Annotated in this window: 23 protein-coding genes, 1 tRNA gene and 1 riboswitch; of the genes, 9 read left to right on the plus strand and 15 right to left on the minus strand. The window is 70.7% G+C overall.

Annotated elements, in window-relative coordinates; genetic code table 11:
• Positions 1-282: 282 nt before the first annotated feature.
• Complete coding sequence (locus tag AB0M18_RS31515; protein ID WP_365764063.1) at positions 283-1,674, minus strand: cystathionine beta-synthase; 1,392 nt, start codon at positions 1,672-1,674, stop codon at positions 283-285.
• A 125-nt stretch (positions 1,675-1,799) separates the two neighbouring features.
• Here AB0M18_RS31515 and AB0M18_RS31520 point away from each other — a divergent pair, with 125 nt between their 5' ends.
• From AB0M18_RS31520 to AB0M18_RS31530, 3 genes are all read left to right on the plus strand, one after another.
• On the plus strand, positions 1,800-2,840 hold the full coding sequence (locus AB0M18_RS31520) for an SGNH/GDSL hydrolase family protein (RefSeq protein ID WP_365764065.1): 1,041 nt from the start codon (positions 1,800-1,802) through the stop codon (positions 2,838-2,840).
• A 123-nt stretch (positions 2,841-2,963) separates the two neighbouring features.
• Positions 2,964-4,184: an acetyl-CoA C-acetyltransferase gene (locus AB0M18_RS31525; RefSeq protein ID WP_265868341.1), complete on the plus strand. Its 1,221-nt coding sequence runs from the start codon at positions 2,964-2,966 to the stop codon at positions 4,182-4,184.
• 460 nt (positions 4,185-4,644) lie between these two features.
• Complete coding sequence (locus AB0M18_RS31530; protein WP_365764068.1) at positions 4,645-5,580, plus strand: hypothetical protein; 936 nt, start codon at positions 4,645-4,647, stop codon at positions 5,578-5,580.
• 51 nt (positions 5,581-5,631) lie between these two features.
• Here AB0M18_RS31530 and AB0M18_RS31535 read toward each other — a convergent pair whose 3' ends face one another.
• Positions 5,632-5,961 carry a hypothetical protein gene (locus tag AB0M18_RS31535; protein WP_365764070.1) on the minus strand — a complete coding sequence of 110 codons (330 nt, stop codon included), beginning with the start codon at positions 5,959-5,961 and terminating at the stop codon, positions 5,632-5,634.
• 99 nt (positions 5,962-6,060) lie between these two features.
• On the opposite strand from AB0M18_RS31535, the gene AB0M18_RS31540 reads away from it, so the two are divergent.
• Complete coding sequence (locus AB0M18_RS31540; protein WP_365764072.1) at positions 6,061-6,291, plus strand: DUF4287 domain-containing protein; 231 nt, start codon at positions 6,061-6,063, stop codon at positions 6,289-6,291.
• A gap of 25 nt (positions 6,292-6,316) precedes the next feature.
• On the opposite strand, the gene AB0M18_RS31545 is transcribed toward AB0M18_RS31540, so the two are convergent.
• Positions 6,317-7,192 (minus strand): alpha/beta hydrolase, encoded by an 876-nt coding sequence (locus AB0M18_RS31545; RefSeq protein ID WP_365764074.1) that lies wholly within the window; start codon positions 7,190-7,192, stop codon positions 6,317-6,319.
• Positions 7,193-7,306: 114 nt separating this feature from the next.
• Here AB0M18_RS31545 and AB0M18_RS31550 point away from each other — a divergent pair, with 114 nt between their 5' ends.
• On the plus strand, positions 7,307-7,867 hold the full coding sequence (locus AB0M18_RS31550) for a TetR/AcrR family transcriptional regulator (protein WP_365764076.1): 561 nt from the start codon (positions 7,307-7,309) through the stop codon (positions 7,865-7,867).
• Between the two features lie 60 nt (positions 7,868-7,927).
• Here the strand turns inward: AB0M18_RS31550 and AB0M18_RS31555 are convergent, their stop codons facing one another.
• Complete coding sequence (locus AB0M18_RS31555) at positions 7,928-8,818, minus strand: Bax inhibitor-1/YccA family protein (RefSeq protein ID WP_365764078.1); 891 nt, start codon at positions 8,816-8,818, stop codon at positions 7,928-7,930.
• 151 nt (positions 8,819-8,969) lie between these two features.
• Positions 8,970-9,053: transfer RNA gene (locus AB0M18_RS31560), tRNA-Leu, on the minus strand.
• Between the two features lie 412 nt (positions 9,054-9,465).
• Between AB0M18_RS31560 and AB0M18_RS31565 the strand changes: the two genes are divergently transcribed.
• A complete protein-coding gene (locus AB0M18_RS31565; RefSeq protein ID WP_365764080.1) occupies positions 9,466-10,236 on the plus strand; it encodes an ABC transporter ATP-binding protein in 771 nt (256 codons plus the stop codon).
• 67 nt (positions 10,237-10,303) lie between these two features.
• Entirely contained in the window at positions 10,304-12,832 is a 2,529-nt protein-coding gene (locus AB0M18_RS31570) for an FtsX-like permease family protein (RefSeq protein WP_365764082.1), read from the plus strand.
• Positions 12,833-12,919: 87 nt separating this feature from the next.
• On the opposite strand, the gene AB0M18_RS31575 is transcribed toward AB0M18_RS31570, so the two are convergent.
• The 9 genes from AB0M18_RS31575 to AB0M18_RS31615 all read right to left on the minus strand — a co-directional run bounded on the left by AB0M18_RS31575 (position 12,920) and on the right by AB0M18_RS31615 (position 23,447).
• On the minus strand, positions 12,920-14,212 hold the full coding sequence (locus tag AB0M18_RS31575) for a cyclopropane-fatty-acyl-phospholipid synthase family protein (RefSeq protein WP_365764084.1): 1,293 nt from the start codon (positions 14,210-14,212) through the stop codon (positions 12,920-12,922).
• Positions 14,213-14,424: 212 nt separating this feature from the next.
• On the minus strand, positions 14,425-15,810 hold the full coding sequence (locus AB0M18_RS31580; protein ID WP_365764086.1) for an NAD(P)/FAD-dependent oxidoreductase: 1,386 nt from the start codon (positions 15,808-15,810) through the stop codon (positions 14,425-14,427).
• A gap of 413 nt (positions 15,811-16,223) precedes the next feature.
• Positions 16,224-17,168 (minus strand): Ppx/GppA phosphatase family protein, encoded by a 945-nt coding sequence (locus tag AB0M18_RS31585; protein ID WP_365764088.1) that lies wholly within the window; start codon positions 17,166-17,168, stop codon positions 16,224-16,226.
• Positions 17,165-17,713 carry a DUF501 domain-containing protein gene (locus tag AB0M18_RS31590; protein ID WP_365764090.1) on the minus strand — a complete coding sequence of 183 codons (549 nt, stop codon included), beginning with the start codon at positions 17,711-17,713 and terminating at the stop codon, positions 17,165-17,167. The genes AB0M18_RS31585 and AB0M18_RS31590 overlap by 4 nt, the downstream gene beginning before the upstream one ends.
• Positions 17,714-17,729: 16 nt before the next feature.
• Positions 17,730-18,203: a septum formation initiator family protein gene (locus AB0M18_RS31595; protein ID WP_365764092.1), complete on the minus strand. Its 474-nt coding sequence runs from the start codon at positions 18,201-18,203 to the stop codon at positions 17,730-17,732.
• A 104-nt stretch (positions 18,204-18,307) separates the two neighbouring features.
• Positions 18,308-19,594, minus strand: a complete 1,287-nt coding sequence (gene eno / locus AB0M18_RS31600; RefSeq protein WP_365764094.1) for a phosphopyruvate hydratase — start codon at positions 19,592-19,594, stop codon at positions 18,308-18,310.
• Between the two features lie 269 nt (positions 19,595-19,863).
• A complete protein-coding gene (locus AB0M18_RS31605) occupies positions 19,864-20,559 on the minus strand; it encodes a transglycosylase family protein (protein WP_365764096.1) in 696 nt (231 codons plus the stop codon).
• A gap of 3 nt (positions 20,560-20,562) precedes the next feature.
• Positions 20,563-20,736: riboswitch (cyclic di-AMP (ydaO/yuaA leader) on the minus strand.
• A 257-nt stretch (positions 20,737-20,993) separates the two neighbouring features.
• A complete protein-coding gene (locus AB0M18_RS31610) occupies positions 20,994-22,070 on the minus strand; it encodes a transglycosylase family protein (RefSeq protein WP_365764098.1) in 1,077 nt (358 codons plus the stop codon).
• A gap of 114 nt (positions 22,071-22,184) precedes the next feature.
• Entirely contained in the window at positions 22,185-23,447 is a 1,263-nt protein-coding gene (locus AB0M18_RS31615; RefSeq protein WP_365764100.1) for a cytochrome P450, read from the minus strand.
• 97 nt (positions 23,448-23,544) lie between these two features.
• On the opposite strand from AB0M18_RS31615, the gene AB0M18_RS31620 reads away from it, so the two are divergent.
• On the plus strand, positions 23,545-24,165 hold the full coding sequence (locus AB0M18_RS31620) for a Uma2 family endonuclease (RefSeq protein ID WP_365764102.1): 621 nt from the start codon (positions 23,545-23,547) through the stop codon (positions 24,163-24,165).
• A 134-nt stretch (positions 24,166-24,299) separates the two neighbouring features.
• A complete protein-coding gene (locus AB0M18_RS31625; protein ID WP_365764104.1) occupies positions 24,300-25,511 on the plus strand; it encodes a globin domain-containing protein in 1,212 nt (403 codons plus the stop codon).
• Here AB0M18_RS31625 and AB0M18_RS31630 read toward each other — a convergent pair.
• A partial coding sequence (locus AB0M18_RS31630) for an integrase core domain-containing protein (protein WP_365764106.1) occupies positions 25,508-25,720 on the minus strand: 213 nt, incomplete at its 5' end. The two genes, AB0M18_RS31625 and AB0M18_RS31630, sit on opposite strands and share 4 nt — an antisense overlap.

The raw sequence follows: 25,720 nt of genomic DNA on the forward strand, positions 1-25,720 counted from the left end.
AACCGGTCAAGCAGTCGGAAATCCGGCCGAAAGGTTGTCGCGGGGACCGCCGCACCCCCGTTTCCGGGGGGCGGGACGACGGCGGTCCCCGCGAGGGACACGGGCCCGGGTCAGGGCCGGTCCGCGTCCTGCGGCGTCGTCTGGAAGGTCCGGGAGCCGCTCCGGAGGTCCGTGACGCCGACAGGAACTACTGTGCAGGGCCCTTGTTAAGGGGGTGCTGCGGGTACGTGTCGCGCTCGTACCGTTTGCGCGAACGGACCCGCGGCACCCCCTTCCAGGGCCTCAGTGCTGGTGGCCGCCGCTCGCGGCGAGGAAGGCCAGCAGGTCCTGGCGGCTGACCACACCGGTCGGCTTTCCCTCGACGAGCACGATCGCCGCGTCCGCGTCGCCGAGCACCGACATCAGGTCGGCGACCGGCTCGCCCGAGCCGACCTGCGGCAGCGGGGCGGACATGTGGTCCTCCAGCCGGTCCTCCAGGGCGGCCTTCCGGGTGAACAGCGCGCTCAGCAGCTCGCGCTCGACGACCGAGCCGACGACCTCGGCGGCCATCACGTCGGGGTGGCCGGCGCCCGGCTTCACGATCGGCATCTGGGAGACGCCGTACTCGCGCAGCACCTCGATCGCCTGGCCGACGGTCTCGTCCGGGTGCATGTGCACGAGCGAGGGCACGTCGCCCGACTTGTGGGTCAGCACGTCGGCGACGGTGGCGGAGGAGGTGTCCTCCAGGAAGCCGTAGTCGGCCATCCACTCGTCGTTGAAGATCTTCGACAGGTAGCCGCGGCCGGAGTCCGGAAGCAGCACCACGACGACGTCGTCCGGGCCGAGGTCCTTGGCGACCTCCAGGGCCGCGACGACCGCCATGCCGCAGGAGCCGCCGACGAGGAGGCCCTCCTCCTTGGCGAGGCGGCGGGTCATCTGGAAGGAGTCCTTGTCGGACACCGCGACGATCCGGTCGGCGACGTTCTGGTCGTAGGCGGTCGGCCAGAAGTCCTCGCCGACTCCCTCGACCAGGTACGGGCGGCCGGAGCCGCCGGAGTAGACCGAGCCCTCCGGGTCGGCGCCGATGACCTGGACCCTGCCCTTGGAGACGTCCTTCAGGTAGTTGCCGGTGCCGGAGATGGTGCCGCCGGTGCCGACGCCCGCGACGAAGTGGGTGATCTTCCCCTCCGTCTGCTCCCACAGCTCGGGACCGGTGGTCTCGTAGTGCGAGCGCGGGTTGTTCGGGTTCGAGTACTGGTCGGGCTTCCAGGCGCCGGGGGTCTCCCGCACCAGCCGGTCCGACACGTTGTAGTACGAGTCCGGGTGCTCGGGGTCGACGGCCGTCGGGCAGACGACGACCTCGGCGCCGTACGCGCGCAGCACGTTGATCTTGTCCGTGGACACCTTGTCCGGGCAGACGAAGATGCACTTGTAGCCCTTCTGCTGGGCCACGATCGCCAGGCCGACGCCGGTGTTGCCGGACGTGGGCTCGACGATGGTGCCGCCGGGCTTGAGAGCGCCGCTCTCCTCGGCCGCCTCGATCATGCGCAGGGCGATGCGGTCCTTGACCGAGCCGCCGGGGTTGAAGTACTCGACCTTGGCCAGGACGGTCGCCTGGATGCCGGCCGTGACGCTGTTGAGCTTCACCAGCGGGGTGTTGCCGACGAGGCTGATCATCGAGTCGTGGAATTGCACCGTAGTCTCCGGGGTCTCCGTAATGGTGCAGCCAGCGTATTCCGTGGAATGCGTAGCCGGAGCCGCTTACGGGGCAGGAGTAACCGAGACGGCTCGGATGCGGCCTGAAGGAGGTGGCGGCCCGGATGTCCAGGGCGAGGGTGGCGCGGCGGATCGCGGCAGGCGCGGCGTACGGCGGCGGGAGCATCGGACTGCTCGGTGTGGCGGCCGTGGGCGTGCTCCTCGCCGAGGTCGCGCTGGCCAAGAAGTCGGTCGGGGGCGGGGTGGCGCCGCTGCCGCCCGGGTCGGACGGCCGGTACGGGCGGGAGTTCGGCTCCGAGGAGCCGCTGCGGCTGGCCCTTCTGGGTGATTCCACGGCGGCCGGGCAGGGGGTCCGGCGGGTCGGGCAGACCCCGGGGGCGCTGATCGCCTCGGGGCTCTCGGCGGTGGCCGAGCGCCCGGTGGACCTGCGGAACGTGGCGCTGTCCGGGGCGCGCTCGGACGACCTGGAGCGGCAGGTGTCGCTGCTGCTCGCCTCCCCGTCGGGTCCGCCGGACGTGTGCGTGATCATGATCGGCGCGAACGACGTCACCCACCGGATGCCGGCCACCCAGTCGGTGCGCTGTCTGTCGGCGGCGGTACGGCGGCTGCGTACGGCGGGCGCGGAGGTGGTGGTGGGCACCTGCCCGGATCTCGGCACGATCGAGCCGGTCTACCAGCCGCTGCGCTGGCTGGCCCGGCGGGCCTCGCGGCAGCTCGCGGCGGCGCAGACGATCGTGGTGGTCGAGCAGGGCGGGCGGACGGTGTCGCTCGGCGACCTGCTCGGCCCGGAGTTCGCGGAGAACCCGCGCGAGATGTTCGGCGTGGACAACTTCCACCCCTCCGCGGAGGGGTACGCGACGGCGGCGATGGCGGTGCTTCCGACGGTCTGCGCGGCGCTCGGGGTGTGGCCGGAAGCCGACCGGCTGGACGTGGCGCGCCACGAGAACATGCTGCCGGTGGCGAAGGCGGCGGCGGAGGCGGTACGGGAGGCCGGCACCGAGGTCACCGGCGCCCGGGCGCCCTGGGCGCTGCTCAAGCACCGCAGGCGGCGCCGGCTGCCGCTGCCGGGCGGCACACCCGAACCGGAGGAGCCCGGGCAGGACAATGGGCACAGGGACGCCTCCACACCACTCCCGCAGGACTGAGTCCGGCCCTGAGCGAGCGCTTAGAAAAGAGGTCCGCATCACACGCCGTGGCCGGTGACCCGCGCGGTACGTGCAGGTAACTTCCCTTTCTGTCCGCCCACTCCGCATCCTCCTGGAGCCGTGATGCCCGAAGCCGTCATCGTCTCGACCGCCCGCTCGCCGATCGGCCGGGCCTTCAAGGGCTCCCTGAAGGACCTGCGGCCCGACGACCTGACCGCCACGATCATCCAGGCCGCGCTGGCCAAGGTCCCCGAGCTCGACCCGCGCGACATCGACGACCTGATGCTCGGCTGCGGTCTGCCCGGCGGCGAGCAGGGCAACAACCTGGGCCGCATCGTGGCCGTGCAGATGGGCATGGACCACCTGCCGGGCTGCACGATCACCCGCTACTGCTCCTCCTCGCTGCAGACCTCCCGCATGGCCATGCACGCGATCAAGGCGGGCGAGGGCGACGTCTTCATCTCGGCCGGTGTCGAGATGGTGTCCCGCTTCGTGAAGGGCAACTCCGACTCGCTGCCCGACACGCACAACCCGCTCTTCGCCGACGCCGAGGCCCGCACGGCCGCCGTCGCCGCCTCCGAGGGCTCCACCTGGCACGACCCGCGCGAGGACGGCCTGGTCCCCGACGCGTACATCGCCATGGGCCAGACCGCCGAGAACCTGGCGCGCTGGAAGGGTGTCACCCGCCAGGACATGGACGAGTTCGGCGTCCGCTCGCAGAACCTGGCCGAGCAGGCCATCAAGAACGGCTTCTGGGAGCGCGAGATCACCCCGGTGACGCTCCCGGACGGCACGGTCGTCTCGAAGGACGACGGCCCGCGCGCCGGCGTCACCCTGGAGGGCGTCTCCGGCCTCAAGCCGGTCTTCCGCCCCGACGGCCTGGTCACCGCCGCCAACTGCTGCCCGCTGAACGACGGCGCCGCCGCGCTCGTGATCATGTCCGACACCAAGGCGCGCGAGCTCGGCCTGACCCCGCTTGCCCGGATCGTCTCCACCGGCGTCTCCGGCCTGTCCCCCGAGATCATGGGCCTGGGCCCGGTCGAGGCGTCGAACCAGGCCCTCAAGCGCGCCGGTCTCACCGCGAGCGACATCGACCTGGTCGAGATCAACGAGGCCTTCGCCGCGCAGGTCATCCCGTCCTACCGCGACCTGGGCTTCGACCTGGACAAGGTCAACGTCAACGGTGGCGCCATCGCCGTCGGCCACCCCTTCGGCATGACCGGCGCCCGCATCACCGGCACCCTGATCAACAGCCTCCAGTTCCACGACAAGCAGTTCGGTCTGGAGACCATGTGCGTGGGCGGCGGCCAGGGCATGGCCATGGTCATCGAGCGGCTGAGCTGAGCCGTAGCGGAGGGTAGGGGTCGTCCGAGGAACGAGGGCGGCACCTGCCCGCAGCGGTGGCGAAGCTCAGCGCGACCACAAGAGGCGAGCGGCTGAGCTGAGCCGTAGCGGAGGGTAGGGGTCGTCCGAGGAACGAGGACGGCACCTGCCCGCAGCGGTGGCGAAGCTCAGCGCGACCACAAGAGGCGAGCGGCTGAGCTGAGGCTCGACGAGCGGCTGAGCCAGTGCCTCCCGGGCGCGCGGACTAACCGCCCCGCGTCCAAGCCGTGACCGAATCTCCCCCAGGATGTGACATACATCCCGGGGGAGAGTTGTTTTCCCAGGTCACAGGGGTTTCGGGACTAAACACCCGGCCCAAATACCTGTCCATTTCGTGACGTAATGCACTGACAGACCGCGCGACCTCGGGACACTCTGATGTAGGAAGTCGGGGGATCGACTCGGAATCGGGAGTACGTCAGTGAGCGCTCTGTCTCTTGCCCTGCTGGTGACCACCGCCGCTGCCACGGCCGTGGGCGCCGCGGCCCTGCACTCCGCCCACGCTCTCCGTAAGCAGATCATCGCATTGCGTGGCGAGATCGCAACCGCACAGGGCGCGTCCGTCCCCCAGGCCCGGCAGACGCCCGCCGCCGAGATACGGGCCGCGGTCGCCGAGGCCCTGGCCGAGGAGCGCGAGCGCGAGCTCGCCGAGGCGCGCGCCTTCTGGGCCGCGCAGGAGGCCCGGGACGCCGCCGACGCCCCGTCGCTACTCGGCGGTCTGGCCGGCCCGGCCGAGGACGGCCCCTACTTCGTCCCGCGCCAGTCCGACTTCGCGGGCCTGGAGTCGATGGCCCTGGAGGCCATGGAGGCGGAGGCCGCCGCGCTCGACGGCCCGGGCCGCGAGGCGCTGCAGGACCCGATGGGGCTCTTCGACACGTTCGACACCTTCGAGACCTTCGAGGAGTTCCCGGAGCTCGCCGGTGAGCTCACCGGCGAGCCGGCGGGCGCCGGGGCCGGCGAGTACCCCGAGGACTCCCCCGAGCTGGCCGCGGCCCGCCGCCGGCACCCCTCGCACCCGGACTTCGTGCCGGTCCGCACGCCCGTGGTCACCGACCACGAGCGCACGGTGGCGCGTCTGGAGGAGCTGGCCGACACCCGTACGGCGCTGACCGACGTGCGCCCCGGCCCGCTGGGCACCCTGGACGTGTACGTCTTCGCCGACGGCACCACGCTGTGCATGACCCCCGGCCACCGCGAGACCGCCGAGCGCCTCGCCGAGGCCCTGCGGGCCGGGCAGACCCCCGTCCTGCTCGGCGGCTCGGGCATCTCCGGCGCCTACGCCCTGACGTTCTCCTGCGGCGAGGCGCCCGAGGACAACGTGTACATCCTCGCGGACCGCGTGATCGCCAGCATGTGATTCCCCGAGGGGCGCCGTGCGGGCGCCCCGGAGGCGGCCCGGCACGGGGCTCTACAGCCCGGCGCGGGCCTCCGCCTCCCGTACGAGTTCCACGGCCTCGTCCAGGTCCCCTCCCGGGGCTCCTGCCGGGGCCGTACGCATGCTTTCGGCCAGATCCGCGGCGGCGACCGCGAGTTGGTCGGCGACCGCGAACACTCCCGCGTCGGGCATGATCCGGGGCTCCCGCCCAGGGTGCTCCAGGCGCTGCGCCCGGGCCGCCAACTCCCTGGCCAGAGCGAGCCCCTCGGCGGCGGCGCCGCGCTGGAGGCGGCTCTGCGGGGCGGCCCGCAGCCGGTCGGCGAAGCGCTCGGCGGCGGCGGTCAGTTCGGTCGTATCGCGCACCCCGCGACCCTACGCGCCGTCCGGGGACCATTGCCAACGGGCGAACGCTCGGGCACGGTGGCGTGAAGGAGCACAGGCACAACGCGTCCGGAGGCGCCGATGTCCCGCACATTCTCCGAAGAGACCCACCGCAATCTGCTGGCCCGCATCCCCCGTTGCACCGGTCGTGAGGTGTCCGACTGGCTGAAGGCCGTCGAGGAGGGCCCGTCCCTCGTCCGCTTCGAGGAGAAGGTCAGCTGGCTGCGCGGCGAGCACGGGCTCGCCTACGGGCACGCCAAGGCGATCATCCACGAGTACGACCTGCGGAGGGCAGCCCGCCGCATGCTGTAGACCGCGGCGGCACAGCCGCGGCGGCTCACTTCCCGACGTGACGGCCGAGGAAGTCGCGGACCAGCTCCGCGATCTCCTCGCCGTGCGTCTCCAGGGCGAAGTGCCCGGCGTCGAGGAGGTGGATCTCGGCGTCCGGCAGGTCGCGGGCGAAGGCCTCGGCGCCGGCCGGGCCGAAGATCTCGTCGCCGCGGCCCCAGGCGGCGAGCAGCGGCGGCCGGTGGGTGCGGAAGTACTCCTGGAAGGCCGGGTAGCCGTCCAGGTTGAACTGGTAGTCCCAGAACAGCTGGAGCTGGATCTCCTGGTTGCCCGGCCGGTCCAGGCCCGCCTGGTCGAGGGTCCAGGCCTCCGGGCCGATCCGGTCGAGCCGGTCGGCCGGCACGCCGTGGGTGTACTGCCACCGGGTGGCCTCGGGCGTGAGCAGCGCGCGTACGCCGTCCTCGTTGGCCTCGCGGTCCTTGGCGTGGGCGAAGAGCACGTCCCAGAAGGGCGTGAAGCCCTCCAGGTAGGCGTTGCCGCTCTGGGTGACGATCGCGGTGATCCGCTCCGGGTGGCGGGCGGCGATGCGCAGGCCGATGGGCGCGCCGTAGTCCTGGACGTAGAGCGCGAAGCGGTCGACGCCGAGCCGGTCGAGCAGCTTCAGGGTGATCTCGGTGAGCTTCTCGAAGCTGTAGTCGAAGGCGTCCACGGCCGGCGCGGCGGAGGCGCCGAAGCCGATGTGGTCGGGTGCGATCAGGTGGTACGAGTCGGCGAGCGCGGCCATCAGGCCCCGGTACATGTGCGAGCTGCTCGGGAAGCCGTGCAGCAGCACCAGGGTGGGGCGTGCGGGGTCGCCGGCCTCCCGGTAGAAGACCTCCAGACCGTCGACGGTCTCGGTGCGGGCGCGCAGGGCGAATGCGGACATGACTGTCTCCCGTGGGTCGCTGCATGGCGGAGAGAACGATCGTTCTCCCTCTGCCCTGTAGAGTAGGAGAACGATGGTTCTCCCGCAAGGGCGCTTTCCGAGGAGTGATCGGTGATGGACGCGGAGACCGCGGAGCTGAAGCTCCTGGAGACGGCCGAGACGCTGTTCGACGAGAAGGGTGTCCAGGCCGTCGGCATGGACGCCATCCGCAGCGCCTCCGGGGTCTCCCTCAAGCGCCTCTACCAGCTCTTCCCGTCCAAGGACCATCTGGTCTGGGCGGTCCTCGAACGCCGCGACACGGCGGTGCGCGAGGCCATCGCCGCCCATGGCGCCACCCACGCCACCACCCCGTACCAGCGGGCCCTGGCGGTCTTCGACTACCTGGGCGCCTGGTTCGCCGAGCCCGATTTCCGGGGCTGCGCCTTCATCAACACCTTCGGCGAGATGGGCGGCATCTCCCCCGACATCGCCGGCCTCGCCCGCGGCCACAAGCAGGCCCTGCGGGACTACTTCGCCGAGCAGACCGGCGCCATGAACGCCCCGCCCGCCCTCGCCGACCAGCTCGCCCTGCTCGCCAACGGCGCGATGGTCGTGGCCGGCATCAACGGCACCTCCGAACCGGCCGCCCAGGCCAAGGACGCGGCCCGGGTGCTGCTCGACGCACACGTCTCGTAGAGACGCGGAAGGGCCCGCCCGGCGGATGCCGGACGGGCCCTTCCCAGGTCATGCGATGCGTCAGTCGTCGCCCTGAAGGATCGACAGCAGACGCAGGAACTCCATGTAGATCCACACCAGCGTCATGGTGAGACCGAAGGCCGCCAGCCAGGACTCCTCGCGCGGAGCGCCGTAGGTGATGCCGTCCTCGACCTGCTTGAAGTCCAGGGCCAGGAAGCAGGCGCCCAGGATGATGCCGATGACACCGAACATGATGCCGAGGCCGCCGCTGCGGAAGCCCAGGCCGTCACCGCCGCCGATCACGGCGAACAGCAGGTTGACCGCCATCAGCAGCATGAAGCCGATCGCGGCCGCGATCACGAAGCCGTAGAAACGGCGGGTGACGCGGATCCAGCCCATCTTGTAGGCGATCAGCACACCGGCGAAGACCGCCATGGTGCCGAGCACCGCCTGGGCGACCACGCCGTCCGCGATGTACGTCGACACCGCAGCGGAGATCACACCGAGGAAGACGCCCTCGAAGGCCGCGTAGGCCAGGATCAGCGCCGGGACGGGCTTGCGCTTGAAGGACTGGACGAGCGACAGGACCAGGGCCACCAGACCGGCGCCGACGCCGATGGCGTACGACTTGCCCAGGTTGGCCGGGTCGACCGGCAGCAGCAGCCAGGACAGCACGGCGGTCACGACGACGGTGCCGAGGGTGATCGCCGTACGGCTCACCACGTCGTCGATCGTCATCACATTGCCGCGGACCTGCTGCGGCGCGCCGAACTGCGCGTCCTGGGGCGCGTACGGATTGGTCGCGTACGGGTTGGCGGCACCCTCGGCGTAGGGGTTGCCGGTGGCGTACGGGTTGGTTCCGACGCCCCCGGCCTGCGGCTGCTGCGCGCCCGCGTAGGCGTTGTCGCGGCTGAACCCCCGTCGCGAGAAGACCGGGTTACTGCTCCTCATCTCACTCCTCCGTGGCCGCACTGCGCGGCCTTGCGTCAAGAGTAATAGGAAGGCAAAAGGAACTCCCTCGTGCTCGGGGAGGATCTTTATACGATCGTGTCGAGCGGGAGTCGGCCGAGGCGGCGCCGGGGGCACCACGGACGCCGAGAAGTGCCCGGAACCGGATTCGAACCGGTACGGCCAACGAAGGCCAGCGAGGTTTAAGCTCGCCGTGTCTGCATTCCACCATCCGGGCGTGCGCGAAGCTCCGCGTTGGCACAGGAGCCTATCGGGGCGCGTCGCCCGTTCAGTCGAACGATGGCCCGATGTTGTCTTATTTTATTGACACCTGAGGGTGCGTCAGTGCAGGTGGGGGGCCTTGTGACGAAGTGTGACCAGGGTCGCGCCAGCAAAGACAAGGGGGGTGGAATGACGAAAACTCGCCGCAGAACGCAGCCGGACTCCGTCACCTTCCGCGGCGGCCTCCGGACCGGCTTCCGCCCCGGTCCGCCCTCTCGGGGTCGCCGTCATCCTGAGGTATGACGGGGCGCCCTGGTGGTCCGACTCCAGAGGGCCCCTCGAACGGGCACGTGGACGGACGTCCCGGCCGACGGCGGACGACACGATGGAGTGGTTCCCGAATCGTCGCAGTGACAGGAGTCGCCGTCGTGACCACCACCCCCACCGTGCACCGCTCGACCGCGGTGGCCGCCCACGCCACCGACCTCAGCAAGGTCTACGGACAGGGCGAGACCCAGGTGGTCGCCCTCGACCGCGTCAGCGTCGGCTTCGGACAGGGCGAGTTCACCGCCATCATGGGCCCCTCCGGCTCCGGCAAGTCGACCCTGATGCACTGCGTCGCCGGCCTCGACTCCTTCTCCTCCGGCTCGGTCCGGATCGGTGACACCGAGCTCGGCACCCTGAAGGACAAGCAGCTCACCCGGCTCCGCCGGGACAAGATCGGCTTCATCTTCCAGGCGTTCAACCTGCTGCCGACGCTCACCGCGCTCGAGAACATCACGCTGCCGATGGACATCGCGGGCCGCAAGCCCGACAAGCAGTGGGTGCAGCAGGTCATCGACATGATCGGCCTGTCCGGCCGGCTCGGCCACCGCCCCAACCAGCTCTCCGGCGGCCAGCAGCAGCGCGTGGCCGTGGCCCGCGCCCTGGCCTCCAAGCCCGAGATCATCTTCGGCGACGAGCCCACCGGAAACCTCGACTCGCGCTCCGGCGCCGAGGTCCTCGGCTTCCTGCGCAACTCGGTGCGCGAACTCGGCCAGACCGTGGTGATGGTGACCCACGACCCGGTCGCCGCCTCCTACGCCGACCGCGTGATCTTCCTGGCGGACGGCCGGATCGTCGACGAGATGCTCCACCCGACGGCGGACGGCGTGCTCGACCGCATGAAGGCCTTCGACGCGAAGGGCCGCACGAGCTGAGACCCGGGGCCCCGGGCCCCGTCTCCTCCCCGTCCGCCCTCCCACCTTCCGTACCCAGGACACCTCCATGTTCCGTACCGCCCTGCGCAACGTGCTCGCGCACAAGGCCAGGCTGCTGATGACCGTGCTCGCCGTGATGCTCGGCGTGGCCTTCGTCTCCGGCACCCTGGTCTTCACCGACACCCTGTCCAACGCCTTCCGCAACCAGTCGGCCAAGAGTTACGACCGGATCGCCGTGGCCGTCAGCGCCGCGCCGAACCAGAAGGATCCGAACGCCACGCCCGGCCTGTCCGAGCAGACCCGGCAGAAGATCGCCGCGCTCGACGGCGTCGCCGACGCCACCGGCCGCGTCAAGGGCTTCGCCGGCGTGCCGGACAAGGACGGCAAGCTGATCGGCGCCGGCTGGTCCAACGAGGGCACCAACTTCGCCCCCGGCAAGGACGGCAAGGACGCCTCCTACACCTTCACCGCCGGCCAGGGCCCGGTGAAGGACGACGAGATCGCGCTCGACAAGGAGACCGCCGGCAAGGGCGGCTACCAGGTCGGCGACCAGGTCCGGGTGGCCACCAACGGCCCCGTCGAGACCTACACCCTCGCCGGTGTCTTCACCACCGAGGAGGGCGCCGTCAACGCGGGCGGCAGCCTCGTCCTGTTCGACACCGACGTCGCCCAGAAGCTGTACCTGCGGCCCGGCTTCTTCAATGACATCAACGTCAGCGCCGAGCCGGGCGCCGACGCGGACAGGATCCTCGCGGCCGTGAAGCCGGTCGTCGGCGACACCGCCGACGCCCAGACCGGCAAGGAGCTGGCCGACCAGCAGGCCAAGGACATCGAGGCCGGGCTCAAGAACCTCAACATCATGCTGCTGGTGTTCGCCGCCATCGCGCTGTTCGTCGGCATCTTCCTGATCGCCAACACCTTCACCATGCTGGTCGCCCAGCGCACCAAGGAACTCGCGCTGATGCGCGCCGTCGGCGCCTCGCGCAAGCAGATCACCAACTCCGTGCTCGCGGAGGCCGCGCTCGTCGGCCTGGTCGCCTCGGTCATCGGCTTCGGGCTCGGCGTCGGGCTCGCCGCCGGGCTGCGGTCCGGCATGAACTCCTTCGGTCTGAAGATCCCCGACGGAGAGCTGGTCATCGGCGCGAGCCCGCTGCTCTGGGCGCTCGTCGTCGGCGTCCTGGTCACCCTGGTGGCCGCGCTGCTGCCCGGCTACCGGGCCGCGCGGATCCCCCCGGTCGCCGCCATGAACAGCGTCCACGCGGTGGCCAGCACCAAGTCGCTCGTCGTGCGCAACATCATCGGCGGCATCATCTCCGGCCTCGGTGTGGTCGGCATCCTCGGCGGTGCCGCCATCGGCGGCGACGGCGGCCGGGCCCTGATCGGCGTGGGTGCGTTCCTCGCCCTCATCGGCGTGATCGTGCTGATGCCGCTGCTCGCCCGCCCGGTGATCGCACTGGCCCGCCCGGTCCTCAAGGCCTTCGGCGTGGCCGGCGCGCTGGCCGGCCTCAACGCGGTCCGCAACCCGCGCCGCACCGGTGCCACCGGCTCCGCGCTCGCCATCGGCCTCACCCTGGTCACCGGTCTCTCGGTGCTCGGCGTCACGGTCGGCGCGGCCGTCGACCGGATGACGACGGACCAGATCAAGGCCGACTACATGATCAGCATGGCGAGCGGCGAGGGCCTCAACCAGGCCGCGCTCGACGCCGTGAAGAAGACCCCGGGCGCCACCGCCGTCTCCCCGCAGCAGGCCGGCTGGGTCACCGTGAAGGACACCTTCAAGTCCGTCTCCGGCGTCACCCCCGGCGACGTCGAGAAGGTGCTCAACCTCAAGGTCGTCGACGGCTCCCTCGGCACCCTCGCCGACGGCAAGGTCGCGGTCGACGACAAGACCGCCGACAAGCAGGGCTGGAAGGTCGGCTCGAAGCTGCCGGTGGAGTTCTCCGACAAGAAGAAGGGCGCGCTGACGGTCGGCGCGGTCTACGAGGGCAGCGAGTTCGTCTCGCCGCTCATGCTGGACACCAAGGTCCTCAACGCGCACGACCCCAAGCCGTACATCCCGCAGATCTTCGTGAAGATGGACGGCGGCCCGTCGGACGCGGCCGAGAAGGCCGTGATGAAGTCGCTCGGCGACAACCCGGCCATCACGGTGATGGACCAGAAGGACATCCGCGACCAGTTCGGCGGCATCATCAACATGATGCTGAACATCATGTACGGCCTGCTCGCGATGGCCCTGATCATCGCGGTGCTCGGTGTCGTCAACACCCTCGCGATGTCGGTCTTCGAGCGGCAGCAGGAGATCGGCATGCTGCGGGCGATCGGTCTCGACCGGCGCCGGGTGAAGCGGATGGTGCGTCTGGAGGCCGTGGTCATCTCGCTGTTCGGCGCGGTCGTCGGCATCGGCCTCGGCTCGTTCCTCGGCTGGGCGATCGGCGAGACGCTGAGGGACAGCCTGCCGGACTACACGCTGGTGCTGCCGTGGGGCCGGATCGGGATCTTCCTGGCCCTCGCCGGACTGGTCGGCGTGCTCGCCTCGCTGTGGCCGGCACGCAGCGCGGCGAAGCTGAACATGCTGGCCGCGATCAAGGCCGAGTAGTCCTCGGCACGTGAGCACGTGAGCACGGCGAAGGGCCGGGTTCCCCTGAGGGGAGCTCGGCCCTTCGCCGTACGGACGCGGAGTCGGCTACTCCGTCCACTCCCGCGAGCGCAGCGGCAGCCCGCTCGCGCCCGACACCGGGGTCTTCACCGCCAGGAACTGGTTGACGCCGATCCGGTTGCGCTCGAAGGAGACCGCCGAGGCCGCCATGTACAGGCGCCAGATCCGCGCCCGGGCGGGCGAGGTCAGTCGGACCGCCTCGTCCCAGTGCGCCTCCAGGTTGGCCACCCAGCGGCGCAGCGTCAGCGCGTAGTGCTCGCGGAGCACGTCGACGTCCCGCACCTCGAACCCGGCCTCCTCAAGGGTCGTCAGGGTGCGGCCCATCGGGGCCAGTTCGCCGTCCGGGAACACGTACGCGTCGATGAAGGCGTCCACGTGGTACGCGTCCTCGTCGGCCTCCGGGCGGCGCGAGATCTGGTGGTTGAGCAGCCGCCCGCCGGGCTTCAGGAGCCGGAACAGGACGTCCGCGTACTCCCGGTACTGGACCGCGCCGACGTGCTCGGCCATGCCGATGGAAGAGATCGCGTCGAACGGCCCGTCGGCGACGTCCCGGTAGTCCTGGACCCGGATCTCGATCCGGTCGGTCAGGCCCGCGTCGGCGATCCGCTTGCGGGCGTAGGCGGCCTGCTCACGGGAGAGGGTGATGCCGACGACCCGCGCCCCGTACTCCTTCGCCGCGTGGATCGCCATCGAGCCCCAGCCGCAGCCGACGTCGAGCAGCCGGTCGCCCTCCTTGAGGGCCAGCTTGCGGGCGATCAGGTCCAGTTTGTCGCGCTGGGCGTCCTCAAGGGTGCCCGAATCGGTCCAGTAGGCGCACGAGTAGACCATCGAGGGGCCGAGGACCAGCTCGTAGAACTCGTTGCCCACGTCGTAGTGGTGACTGATCGCCTGCTTGTCCCGGCGCCTGCTGTGCCGGGTGCCGCTGCGCCCGCGCATCTCCTCCACGGGCGGCTTCGGCGGCGGGAACGGGCCGGCCAGCTTGAGCAGCGTCTTCGCCGCCGCCCTGATCTTCGGGTCGCGCACGGTCTCCAGGGCGCCGCGGGACTCCTCGTCGCGCTCCCAGAGGAAGCCGGCCAGCCGGTCCAGGACCGCGTAGAGGTCGCCCTCGACGTCGATCTCCCCGGCCACCCAGGCCCGGGCGAGCCCCAGCTCCCCCGGCTTCCACAGCAACCGCCGCAGCGCGCGGCGCTCGCGCACGATCAGTACGGGGCCGTCCGCAGGACCGGCCTCGCTGCCGTCCCAGGCCCGCAGGCGCACCGGGAGCTTCGCTCCCAGGACGTCCTCGGCAAGGGCGGTCAGCCGCGACGCGGCGTCGGCCATGGTGCAACACCTCCGTGATCTCGTGCCCCAGAAATGCTCGTCACCATGGGAACACCGTCGGTAGGCGATGCCATCCCGCCGCGTGCGTAAACAGCGTGAAAAACACGCGAAGGGCCGTCCGCACCACGGATGGCGGACGGCCCTTTTACGGCCTTGCGTGTGTACTACGGGTACTGCCGGTGCTGCTGGTACTGCTGCGGGGACCTACGAGGTCAGGAGGCCTTGGCCTTCTCCTGCGCCGGGGCGGCCGGCGCCGGGGCGGGCTTGGCCGCCTCGTAGAACTCCTCGCGGGGGGTCTCCATGGCGCCCAGGGAGACGACCTCGCGCTTGAGGAACATGCCGAGGGTCCAGTCGGCGAAGATGCGGATCTTGCGGTTCCAGGTCGGCATGGCCATGCCGTGGTAGCCACGGTGCATGTACCAGGCGAGCCGGCCCTTGAGCTTGATCTTCATCTTGCCCATGACGATCATCGCGACGCCCTTGTGCAGGCCGAGACCCGCGACGGCGCCCTTGTTGGAGTGCGAGTACTCCTTCTGCGGGAAGCCGCGCATGCCGGCCACCACGTTGTCGCCGAGGACCTTGGCCTGGCGCAGGGCGTGCTGGGCGTTCGGCGGGCACCAGGCGCGCTCGGGCGGGACGCCGGCCTTGATCGCGGCCAGGTCCGGGACCTGGGCGTTGTCGCCCGCGGCCCAGACGTAGTCCATGCCCTGGACCTGGAGCTTCGGGGTGGTGTCCACGTGGCCGCGGGGGCCGAGCGGCAGACCGAAGCGGGCGAGCGCCGGGTTCGGCTTCACACCGGCGGTCCACACGATGGTGCTGGAGTCGACCTCCAGGCCGTTCTTCAGCACGACGTGGCCGTCGACGCAGGAGTCCATCGACGTCGAGAGGTAGATCTCGATGCCGCGGCCCTCGAGGTGCTCCTTGCCGTACTGGCCGAGCTTCGGGCCGACCTCGGGAAGGATCTTGTCGGCGGCGTCGACGAGGATGAAGCGCATGTCCTCGCGCTTCACGTTCGTGTAGTACTTCGCCGCGTCACGGGCCATGTCCTCGACCTCGCCGATGGTCTCCGCGCCGGCGAAGCCGCCGCCCACGAAGACGAAGGTCAGCGCCTTGCGGCGGACCTCCTCATCGGTCGTCGAGTCGGCCTTGTCGAGCTGCTCGAGGACGTGGTTGCGCAGGCCGATGGCCTCCTCGATGCCCTTCATGCCGATGCCCTGCTCGGCGAGACCGGGGATCGGGAAGGTGCGGGAGACGGCACCCATCGCGATGACCAGGTAGTCGAACGGCAGCTCGTACGCCTCGCCGACGAGCGGCGCGATCGTGGCGACCTTGCGGTCCTGGTCGATGGTGGTGACCCGGCCGGTGAGCACCTCCGCACCGCGCACGACGCGTCGCAGCGGGACGACGACGTGACGCGGGGAGATGCTGCCGGCGGCGGCTTCGGGGAGGAAGGGCTGGTAGGTCATGTACGACCGCGGGTCGACGACCGTGACGGTCGCCTCGCCGAAGCGCATCTTCTTGAGGATGCGCCGAGCTGCGTACAGGCCTACGTACCCACCGCCTACTACGAGGATCCTGGGACGCTCCGTGGTGCTCATGCATCCGAGTATCCACCCCCTCGGGAGGGGTGGCTCGTGCGCCCCTTCACAAGGTTGCGGGGGACCTCTGCTACACTCCGCCGCCCACGTGACCCAGGTCATGGTCCAGCAAAGGAACCACGGCGTGGGGAAGAGCGTTGTTCACCCCTTGTGAACTGGACCGGAGAGCCTTCCTTAACGCTGAACCGCAGGGCACGTTCACACGATGGAAACAACGAGCGAAGTGGCCTCCGTGCCTGCGAAAGGGCCCCGCGCGGCCCCTCGGAGGGACCAAAGGCCCTCCAGGTGCTCCCACAGGGCCCTTTTCCTTGTGAAGAACTTCACGAACCTTTTGGCGAAGGGTCCCTCCAGGGGCCCTCGGAGGGTCTCCGGAGGCCCCTCGCAGGCCTCTCACAGGGGCTCATAGCCGGCCGCTATGCGACGGATAGCGCGATCCCATCGAGGATGTCGTGCTCGCTGACCACGACCTCGGCGGCGCCGGTGCGCTCCATGATCTCGGCGAGGACCAGCGCTCCGGCGACGATCACGTCGACCCGCCCGGGGTGGATCACCTCGATCGCGGCGCGCTCGTCGTGGGTGGAGCCGAGCAGCCGGGCGACCACCTCGTCGACCTGCGCGCGGGAGATCCGGGAGTGGTGGATGCGCTCGGAGTCGTACTCCGGCAGGCCGAGGGCCATGGCGGCGACCGTGGTGACCGAACCGGCCAGACCGACCAGGGTCTCGGCCTCGGTGATCGGCACTGTCTCGGCGGCCAGGTCCATCGCCGCGCGCACGTCGGCGCGGATCGCGGCGACCTCGTCGGCGGACGGCGGGTCGTGCCGCACATGCCGCTCGGTGAGCCGGACGCAGCCGATGTCGACCGAGCGGGCGGCCTCGACGTGCCTGTTGCCGACCACGAACTCGGTCGAGCCGCCGCCGATGTCCACCACCAGGCGCCGGTCGGTACCGTGCAGCTCGCCGGTCGCGCCGATGAAGGAGAACTCGGCTTCCTGGTCGCCGGTGATCACCTCGGGCTCGACGCCCAGGATCCCGACGACTCCCTTGACGAAGTCCTCGCGGTTCTCGGCGTCGCGGGAGGCGGAGGTGGCGACGAAGCGCAGCCGGTCCGCGCCGACACCGAACTCCCTGATGACCTCGGCGTACTCGCGGCAGGCGACGAAGGTCCGCTCAAGCGCCTCGGGCGCGAGTCGGCCGGTCTCGTCGACGCCCTGGCCGAGCCGGACGATCGTCATCCGCCGGTCCAGCTCGACGAGCTCGCCCGTGGCACCCGCGCCGGAGGCGCTATCGGGCACAGCCAGGTCGGCGACGAGGAGGCGGATGGAGTTCGTACCGCAGTCGATTGCCGCGACCCTGGTCACTTCCCCTCCCCACCCTCGTCGTCCTTCTCCGCGCACGGGTTCACACACGGCCCCTTGGCCCACCACTCGGGCAGCATCGCGAGGGCCTCGTCGCCGAAGGGGTTCACGCCGGGGCCGGCGGCCAGCGAGTGGCCGACGAGCACGTGCAGGCACTTGACCCGGTCGGGCATGCCGCCGGCCGAGGGGAAGCCCTCCAGGACCTCGATGGCGTCGCGGCGCGCGATGTAGTCCTCGTGCGCGGCCCGGTAGGCGGCGGCGAGCTCGGGGTCGGTGGCGAGCCGGGCCTGCATCTCCTTCATGACCCCGTTGGCCTCCAGGGTGCCGATGGCGGAGGCGGCGCGCGGGCAGGTCAGGTAGTACGTGGTCGGGAACGGCGTGCCGTCGGGCAGCCGCGGCGCGGTCTCGACGACGTCCGGGTTACCGCACGGGCAGCGGTGCGCGATGGCGCGCAGGCCGCGGGGCGGCCGGCCGAGCTGGGCCTCGAACGCGGCGACGTCCGCGTCGGTGGGCTCGGTGCGTTCGGTCTGCGGAGGGGGCGTTTCCATCATCGATCCTGGTTGCTCAGTGGCGGTCGGCGTTGTCGACGCCGTCCCACAGGTTGTCGTACCAGGGGCGGTCGTCCGCCGCGTCCTGGTCGGTGCGGGGCCGGTGCTCCGCGTCGGGGTCGTTCACGGTGAACCCGGTCTCGCCGGGCATCACGTAGTGCAGGTGCTCGCGGGCGAGCCGGCGCACATAGGCCGGGTCCTGGAGGCGGGCCTTCTCGTCCCGCAGCTCCTCGACCCGCTTCGCCGCCTCGGCGGCCTTGCGCTCCTGGTCGGCGATCTCGCCCTGCTGGGAGACGTACTGCCGCATCGGGTAGGCGAGCGCCACCACGAGCGAGCAGACCACGAGGGCCAGGAAGGCCGCGCGGCCGGTGAGCCGGGAGCGGCGGGCCTGGCGGCGGGTCTGGGAGCGGTAGACACGGGCGGCGGTCTGCTCGCCGAGCAGCCTGATCCGGGTCGCGGTCGAGAACCGGTCCCGGTTCTTCACGGCCATGTCCTGCGCCTCCCCGTCCGTCGTGCGCCCTGGTCAAACGTGCGTCCCCGCACACGGTACGGGACCGGGTGCGGGGACGTACGGAAGCTGCCTTACGGAGAGGCTCAGCCCTTGAAGCGCGGGAAGGCGCTGCGGCCGGCGTAGACCGCGGCGTCGTCGAGGATCTCCTCGATGCGCAGCAGCTGGTTGTACTTGGCGACGCGCTCGGAGCGGGCCGGGGCGCCGGTCTTGATCTGGCCGCAGTTGGTGGCGACGGCGAGGTCGGCGATGGTGACGTCCTCGGTCTCGCCGGAGCGGTGGGACATCATGCACTTGAAGCCGTTGCGCTGGGCCAGCTCGACGGCGTCCAGGGTCTCGGTCAGGGAGCCGATCTGGTTGACCTTGACCAGGAGGGCGTTCGCGGAGCCCTCCTCGATGCCGCGGGCGAGGCGCTCCGGGTTGGTGACGAAGAGGTCGTCGCCGACGAGCTGCACCTTGCCGCCGAGCTTGTCGGTGATGACCTTCCAGCCGGCCCAGTCGTCCTCGAACAGCGGGTCCTCGATGGAGACGAGCGGGTACGAGGCGACGAGCTCCTCGTAGTACTCGGTCATCTCGGCGGCCGAGCGGGACTTGCCCTCGAACTCGTACAGGCCGTCCTTGTAGAACTCGGAGGCGGCGCAGTCGAGCGCGAGCGCGATGTCCTTGCCCGGGACGTAGCCGGCCTGCTTGATGGCCTCCAGGATGAGGTCGAGCGCGGCGCGGTTGGACTCCAGGTTCGGGGCGAAGCCGCCCTCGTCGCCGAGGCCGGTGGACAGGCCCTTGTCCTTCAGCACCTTCTTGAGGGTGTGGTAGACCTCGGTGCCCCAGCGCAGGGCCTCGGAGAAGGACTCGGCGCCGATCGGCGCGATCATGAACTCCTGGATGTCCACGTTGGAGTCGGCGTGCGAGCCGCCGTTCAGGATGTTCATCATCGGAACGGGCAGCAGGTGCGCGTTCGGGCCGCCGAGGTAGCGGAAGAGCGGCAGGTCGGAGGCCTCGGAGGCGGCGTGCGCCACGGCGAGGGAGACACCGAGGATGGCGTTGGCGCCGAGCGAGCCCTTGTTCTCGGTCGCGTCCAGGTCGAACATCGCCTGGTCGATCAGCCGCTGCTCGGTGGCGTCGTAGCCGACGAGCTCCGGGCCGATCTGCTCGATGACGGCGAGGACGGCCTTCTCGACGCCCTTGCCGAGGTAGCGGTTGGGGTCCCCGTCGCGGAGCTCAATGGCCTCGAACGCACCGGTGGAGGCACCGGAGGGAACGGCAGCACGGCCGGTGCTGCCGTCGTCGAGGCCGACCTCGACCTCGACCGTGGGGTTGCCTCGGGAGTCCAGGATTTCCCGGGCTACGACGACGTCGATGGACGGCACGAGCATCTCCTTCTGGGATGTGACGCTGGTTGTGACGCATGCGGCAAGGTCTCGTTCGCCTTGCGACAAGAGCCTAACCGGCTCGGGGCCTCCGGCCAGCCGGGCGCCCGCCCCCTGGGACGAAAAAGGACCCGAGGGCATGCATAGAGGGACGAAAGACCCCGGTTACCTACGAGTACGAAACCGGCCCGGAGCGGGATGCTCCGGGCCGGCCTCTCGGTCACCGCGGGGAGGGCGGGGGAAGGGGACGACCGCCGGACCGTCCCCGTCCTTCCTTACTTCAGGTGGAGCTGCTGACCCGGGTAGATCAGGTCGGCGTCCTGGACGATGTCCTTGTTCAGCTCGAAGAGCTTCGCCCAGCCGCCCTTGACGTGGTGCGCCTGGGCGATCTTGCTGAGGGTGTCGCCGGAGACGACCTTGTACTCGCCGTCGCCCTTCTCGACCTTCTTGCCGGTCGGGGTGGTGACGGTCTGCTTCGGAGCCGGCTTGGCCGCGGGCTTCGGCGCGGTGCGCTGCTCGCTGCGGGTGGTCGGCTGCTCGGCGGTGCGCTTCGGGGCCGGGGCCGGGGCCGCGGCCTCGGCGGAGCCGCCGTCGTACGAGGCGCTGGAGAGGCCCACGCCACAGCTCGGCCACGCGCCCTTGCCCTGGCCCGCGAGGACCTTCTCGGCGACGGCGATCTGCTGGGACTTCGACGCGAGGTCGGCACGCGCGGCGTAGGCGGTGCCACCGAACGCGGCCCAGGTGGAGTTGGTGAACTGCAGGCCACCGTAGAAACCGTTGCCGGTGTTGATGGCCCAGTTGCCGCCGGACTCGCACTGGGCGACGGCGTCCCACTCGGAGCTGGTGGCGGCCGAGGCGGAGCCCGCGGTCATCAGCGGGGCGGCGACGGCGACGCCGGCCACGCCGACGAGCGCGACGGCGCGGGTGGCCTTGGAGGCACGACGGTGTTTGCCCTTGCCGGAAAGCAGCATGGAAGTTCTCCTCACCGACGCCTACGAGGTGAGCTGTCGGGTTCGGGCGAGTGAGTTGCCCGGCCGCGTGTCCTAGCACGCGGCTTCACCCCAAGCCGATCGTCGGCCGTCTGTCTCAACGGCCGGGGCCGGCACTTACCTTGGGTCCCCCGCTCCTGCCTTCGGCGCTTGCGCGACGACTGTTCCCATCGGTCGGCGGCAGGATTCGGCGTACCGGCGACGGGGCCCGCGGTGGCGAGCGGTGACGACCGTAGACATAGACCCGGGAGAAGTTCAAAGACCATCAACCCGGAAAAATCGCCCCTACTTGCATTCCGTCAGGCCCCGTTTGCGCAGGTGGGGAGTGCGGCGAGCAAAGTTTGCGGACGTGACACGCCAGTTCGGCAAGAGAGACCCATGTCTCACTTGGACAGAACCGGACATTCAGCCGCGAACTACTCCTGGGCGCTGCCGAGTCCGAGCCCCAGCTCAAGGCTCTGACCAGGGAGGATGAGGTCGGGGTCGGAGCCGACCGTCTCCTTGTTGGCGTCATAGAGGGCGGACCAGCCGCCGTGGAGACCGTTGTCCCGCGCAATGCCCGACAAGCTGTCACCCGGCTTGACGGTGTATTCGCCCGCCTTGTCCGAGGTGCCCGAATCGCCCGCCCCGGGATCACTGGTCGCGTCACCCTGCGCACCGTCAGCGGGCGCGGCATGGCGTCCGGAATCGACAGTGCCGTCCGTTACGCCCGTGTCATCTGCCGCGGCGTCACCCCGGTGCTTGCCGGTGCCGGGCGTGGCCGCATCCGAGGCGCCAGGCGTTCCGGGTGTTCCAGGCGTTCCGGGCGTGCCCGGCAGAAGGGATCCATCCGGCGTTCCGGGCATACCGGGCGTTACGGAGCTGCCGGGGGTCGCGGGCGCGGCGGGGGTCGCCGGGGTGGCGGGCGCGGTCGTGGACCCGGGGGCGGCCGGCGTGCCGGTGGAGGGGGTGGCGGGGGTCGCCGGAGTGGCCGTCCCGGCCGAGGGGCCGGCGGTGGTGCCGGTGCCGGCCTTGCCGGAGCCCGTGGCGGGCAGGCCGTCGGTGCGGTTGGACTCCGGCGCCGGGCCGGTGGACTCCTCGGGCGTGACACCCGGACCCGGGTCGACGGCCGGCGTCTTGCCGTCCTTCTTCAGGCCGGCGATCGGCGCGCAGGTGGCCCACTGGTCGTCACCGGCCATGAACGCCTTCTCCGCGACGGCGATCTGCTGGGCCCGGCTCGCCAGGTCCGCGCTCGGCGCGTAGGCCAGGCCGCCGTGCCGCTCCCAGCTCTCCTGGGTGAACTGCAGGCCGCCGTAGAGCCCGTTGCCGAAGTTGGCGCTCCACGCGCCGCCCGACTCGCACTCGGCCACCCGGTCCCAGGTCTGGGCGTCGGCGGCGGAGGCGGAGCCGGTGGCGAGCAGCGGCAGCGCCATGGCCGAGCCGGTGACTCCTGCCGCGACGACGAGTGCGGGGGCCTGGCGGGGTCTGCGGTGTCGTCCGTTCCCGGAGCGCATGCGGAGTGCCTTTCGCGTGACTGCTGAGACTGCGGGTGAACGTAGCGGCATTCGAACGCACGTCACAAGTCGATGCAGGGCAGATCACGCGAAGATCACAGTATTGATGGTCCGTCAGTTACGCGTGGCTTTGTGGGAAGCACTGAACTCCACCGGAAGCGTGCGCAGGCCACGCATGATGAGCCCACCGCGCCACCGGAGTTCCGCCGGATCGGCCCCAAGTCGCAGGTCCGGCAGGCGAGTCAGGAGCGTCGCCAGCGCCGTCTGCCCTTCGAGGCGCGCCAGCGGGGCGCCCAGGCAGTAGTGGATGCCGTGCCCGTACCCCAGGTGCTGGTTGTCACGGCGCGCCAGATCCAGGGTGTCCGGCATGTCGAACCGCGCCGGGTCGCGGTCCGCGGCCGCGAGGACCACCAGAACCGGGTCGCCGGCCGGGATGTCCTGCCCGCCGATGCTCAGCGCCTCGGTCGCGAACCGCCAGGTCGCCAGCTCCACCGGCCCGTCGTAGCGCAGCAGCTCCTCGATCCCGGTCTCCAGGAGTCCCGTCTCGCCCGCCGCGACCGAGTCCTGGAGCCGGCGGCGCTGTTCGGGGTTGCGCAGCAGCGCGTACACCCCGTTGCCGATCAGGTTGACCGTGGTCTCGAAGCCGGCGAAGAGAAGGATGAAGGCCATGGCGGCGGCCTCGTTCTCGGTGAGGTGCTCGCCGTGGTCCGAGGCGCGGATGAGCCCGGAGATCAGATCGTCCCCCGGCTCCTCCCTCTTCTTGTGGATGAGCTCCGCGAGATAGCCCCGCATCTTCTTCACCGACCGCGCGACCCCGCCGCGCGGCCCGCCACCGTGCCGGATCATCATCCCGGCCCAGTCGCGGAAGTCGTCCTGGTCCTCGGCGGGCACGCCGAGCAGGTCGCAGATCGCGTAGATGGGGAGCGGGAACGCGAACTCGTGGATGAGGTCGGCGCTCCCCCTTTCCACGAAGCCGTCGATGAGCCGGTCCGTCAGCTCCTGCACCCGCGGTGCGAACTCCGCGACCCGGCGCGGGGTGAACGCCTTCGACACGAGCCGGCGCAGCCGGGTGTGGTCCGGCGGGTCGATGTTGAGCAGGTGCGTCATGAGCTCGGCCTTGCGCTCGCCCGGGATGCCCGTCTTCCCCTTGGCGTGCGCCGGCTCGTCGTGGTGCGCCGGGTTCTTCGAGAGCCGCTGGTCGGCAAGCGCCTGCCGGGCGTCCGCGTACCGCGTCACCAGCCAGGCCTCGACCCCGCTGGGCAGGGTGGCCCGGTGCACGGGCGCGTGCTCGCGCAGCCAGGCGTACGCCGGGTACGGATCGGTGGCGAACTCCCAGGTGAAGAGCTCGGGGGCGGGGGTCGACGGCTGCTCGTGCATGACCCGACCGTAACCGGCCCGCCGACGGCTCACTCGTTTGGCGGACCCTCTCACGTTCCTGGTGGGTAGGCTTACCGTACGCGCCAGACTCCGTCGCATGGGAGCGCTGATGAGTGCCGCAGCCGATGATGAGCGGGCAGAGCAGTACGCATTTCCGACGCCGCCGGCCGGTGGGTGGACTGCGGACGACCTCGACCGGATTCCGGGTCTCCCGCCGCACACCGAGCTGATCGACGGAGGACTGTTCTTCGTGAGTCCGCAGACCTACTTCCACATGGCCACGACAGACCTGTTGGTGAGCACGCTACGGGCGCAGGCACCAGCGGATCTCGATGTCGTGCGGGAGATGACCACCAAACTGGGGGATCGGGACCGGCCGGAACCCGATCTGATGGTCGTCCGCCTCGGCGCGGACGACCCCGATCAGACCTGGTTCAAGCCCGAGGACATCGTCCTGGCCGTGGAGATCGTGTCCACCGAATCTCTCGAACGTGACCGGGAGATCAAGCCCCGTAAGTACGCCGCTGCGCGCATCCCGCACTTCTGGCGGGTGGAGAGGAACGACGGACAGCCCATCGTGTTCGTGTACGAGCTCGACCCCGCGACCAACATGTACGCGGTCACCGGCATCCATCACGACCGGCTCAAGGTCACCCTCCCGTTCGAGATCGACATCGATCTCACCGCCGTGAACCGGCGGCGGGGTGCTCAGGCCTGAGCACACCATCGCCCCGGAGGTCCTGGCCCCCGTCCTGACAGACTTCTTCCGAAGCTGACACACGACGGGCCGACCGCGCCGGAGAATGCCGAAGTCCGCCCGTGCGGTGACACCGCCTGGCTTAGATTCACCGCGTGGATGCCCAGTTGCTCAGAAGTGTGTTCGCGGTCGTCGAAAGGCGTGCCGAGCACGCCGTCACCTTCTTCTACTCGCACCTCTTCTGGCACAACCCCGGCATGCGCGAGCTGTTCCCGAAGGACCTGGCGCCGCAGCGGGACCGGCTGTTCGCCGCGCTCACCCATGTGGTGACGCATCTGGAGGACCCCGGGCTCGCGCACTACCTGGGGCAGCTGGGCCGCGACCACCGCAAGTTCCTCGCCACGCCCCCGCTCTACTGCGCGGTCGGCGCGAGCCTGCTCGCCGCCTTCGCGCACACCGCGGGGCCCGCGTGGACGATCGAGGCCGAGAAGGCGTGGACCGAGGCGTACGGGCGGGTCGCCGACCTGATGCAGGCCGGCGCCGAGGAGGCCGTCGCGGAAGGGGAGCCGGCCTGGTGGGACGCGGACGTCGTGGGCCACGAGCGGTACGGGGACGACCTGACGCTGCTCACGCTGCGCCCGCGCCGCCCCTACCCGTACGCCGCCGGGCAGTACGTGAGTGTGAGCACGCTCCACCTGCCGCGGGTATGGCGCACCTACTCCCTCGCCAACGCGCCACGCCCGGACGGCCTCCTGGAGCTGCATGTGAGCCGGATCCGGGGCGGGCTGATGAGCACGGCGCTGACCGAACGGCTGCGGGTCGGCGAGACGCTCCGGCTGAGCTCCCCGGGCGGCGCGCTGACCGCCCGTACCCCGCCCGGCAAACCCCGCACCTACATCGCCGGAGGCACCGGCTGGGCACCGGTGCGGGCCCTGCTCGAAGAGGCCGCGCGGGACGAACCCGAGCTTGAGGGGCGCCTGTTCGTGGTCGCCCGGGCCAAGGAGTACCTGTACGGGCGGGCCGACGCGCAGCGCCTGTGCGGACTGCTCCCCGGCCTGCACGTCACCTACATCACCGCCGCCCCCGGCCGCCCCCGCGACCAGGCCACCGAGCGCCTGCTCCAGGCCCTGCGGGCGGGCGTCAACTGGCCCGCCCACGACGTCTACCTGGCCGGCCCGCCCGGACTGCTCGACGAGGTGGCGGAGGAGCTGGCCTGCCTCGGCACCGACCCGGTCCGCATCTTCCACGACCGTCTGCCGTCCGTCGGCCGCTTCCGGACCCGCCCCGCCACCCGCGCGGAATGGCTGATCAGCCCCCCGCCGCTCCACTGGCACAACCCGGACGCCCGCGCCCCGCGCGAGCCCTAGGTGTATTGACCCGCAGCGTTGTTGACGCGGGTGATGGGCGGGTGTCCGTCGAGTGCGGTGTGGCAGCGGTGGTGGTTGTAGGTGTGCAGGAAGTCTGCCAGGGCCGCTGTCCGCTCGTCGTTCGAGGTGTAGGGCCGCAGGTAGGCCCATTCGTCGAGCAGGGTGCGGTTGAAGCGTTCGACCTTGCCGTTGGTCTGTGGCCGGTAGGC

Origin of the sequence: Streptomyces sp. NPDC051909, assembly GCF_040681095.1 — a bacterium.
Classification (GTDB): domain Bacteria; phylum Actinomycetota; class Actinomycetes; order Streptomycetales; family Streptomycetaceae; genus Streptomyces.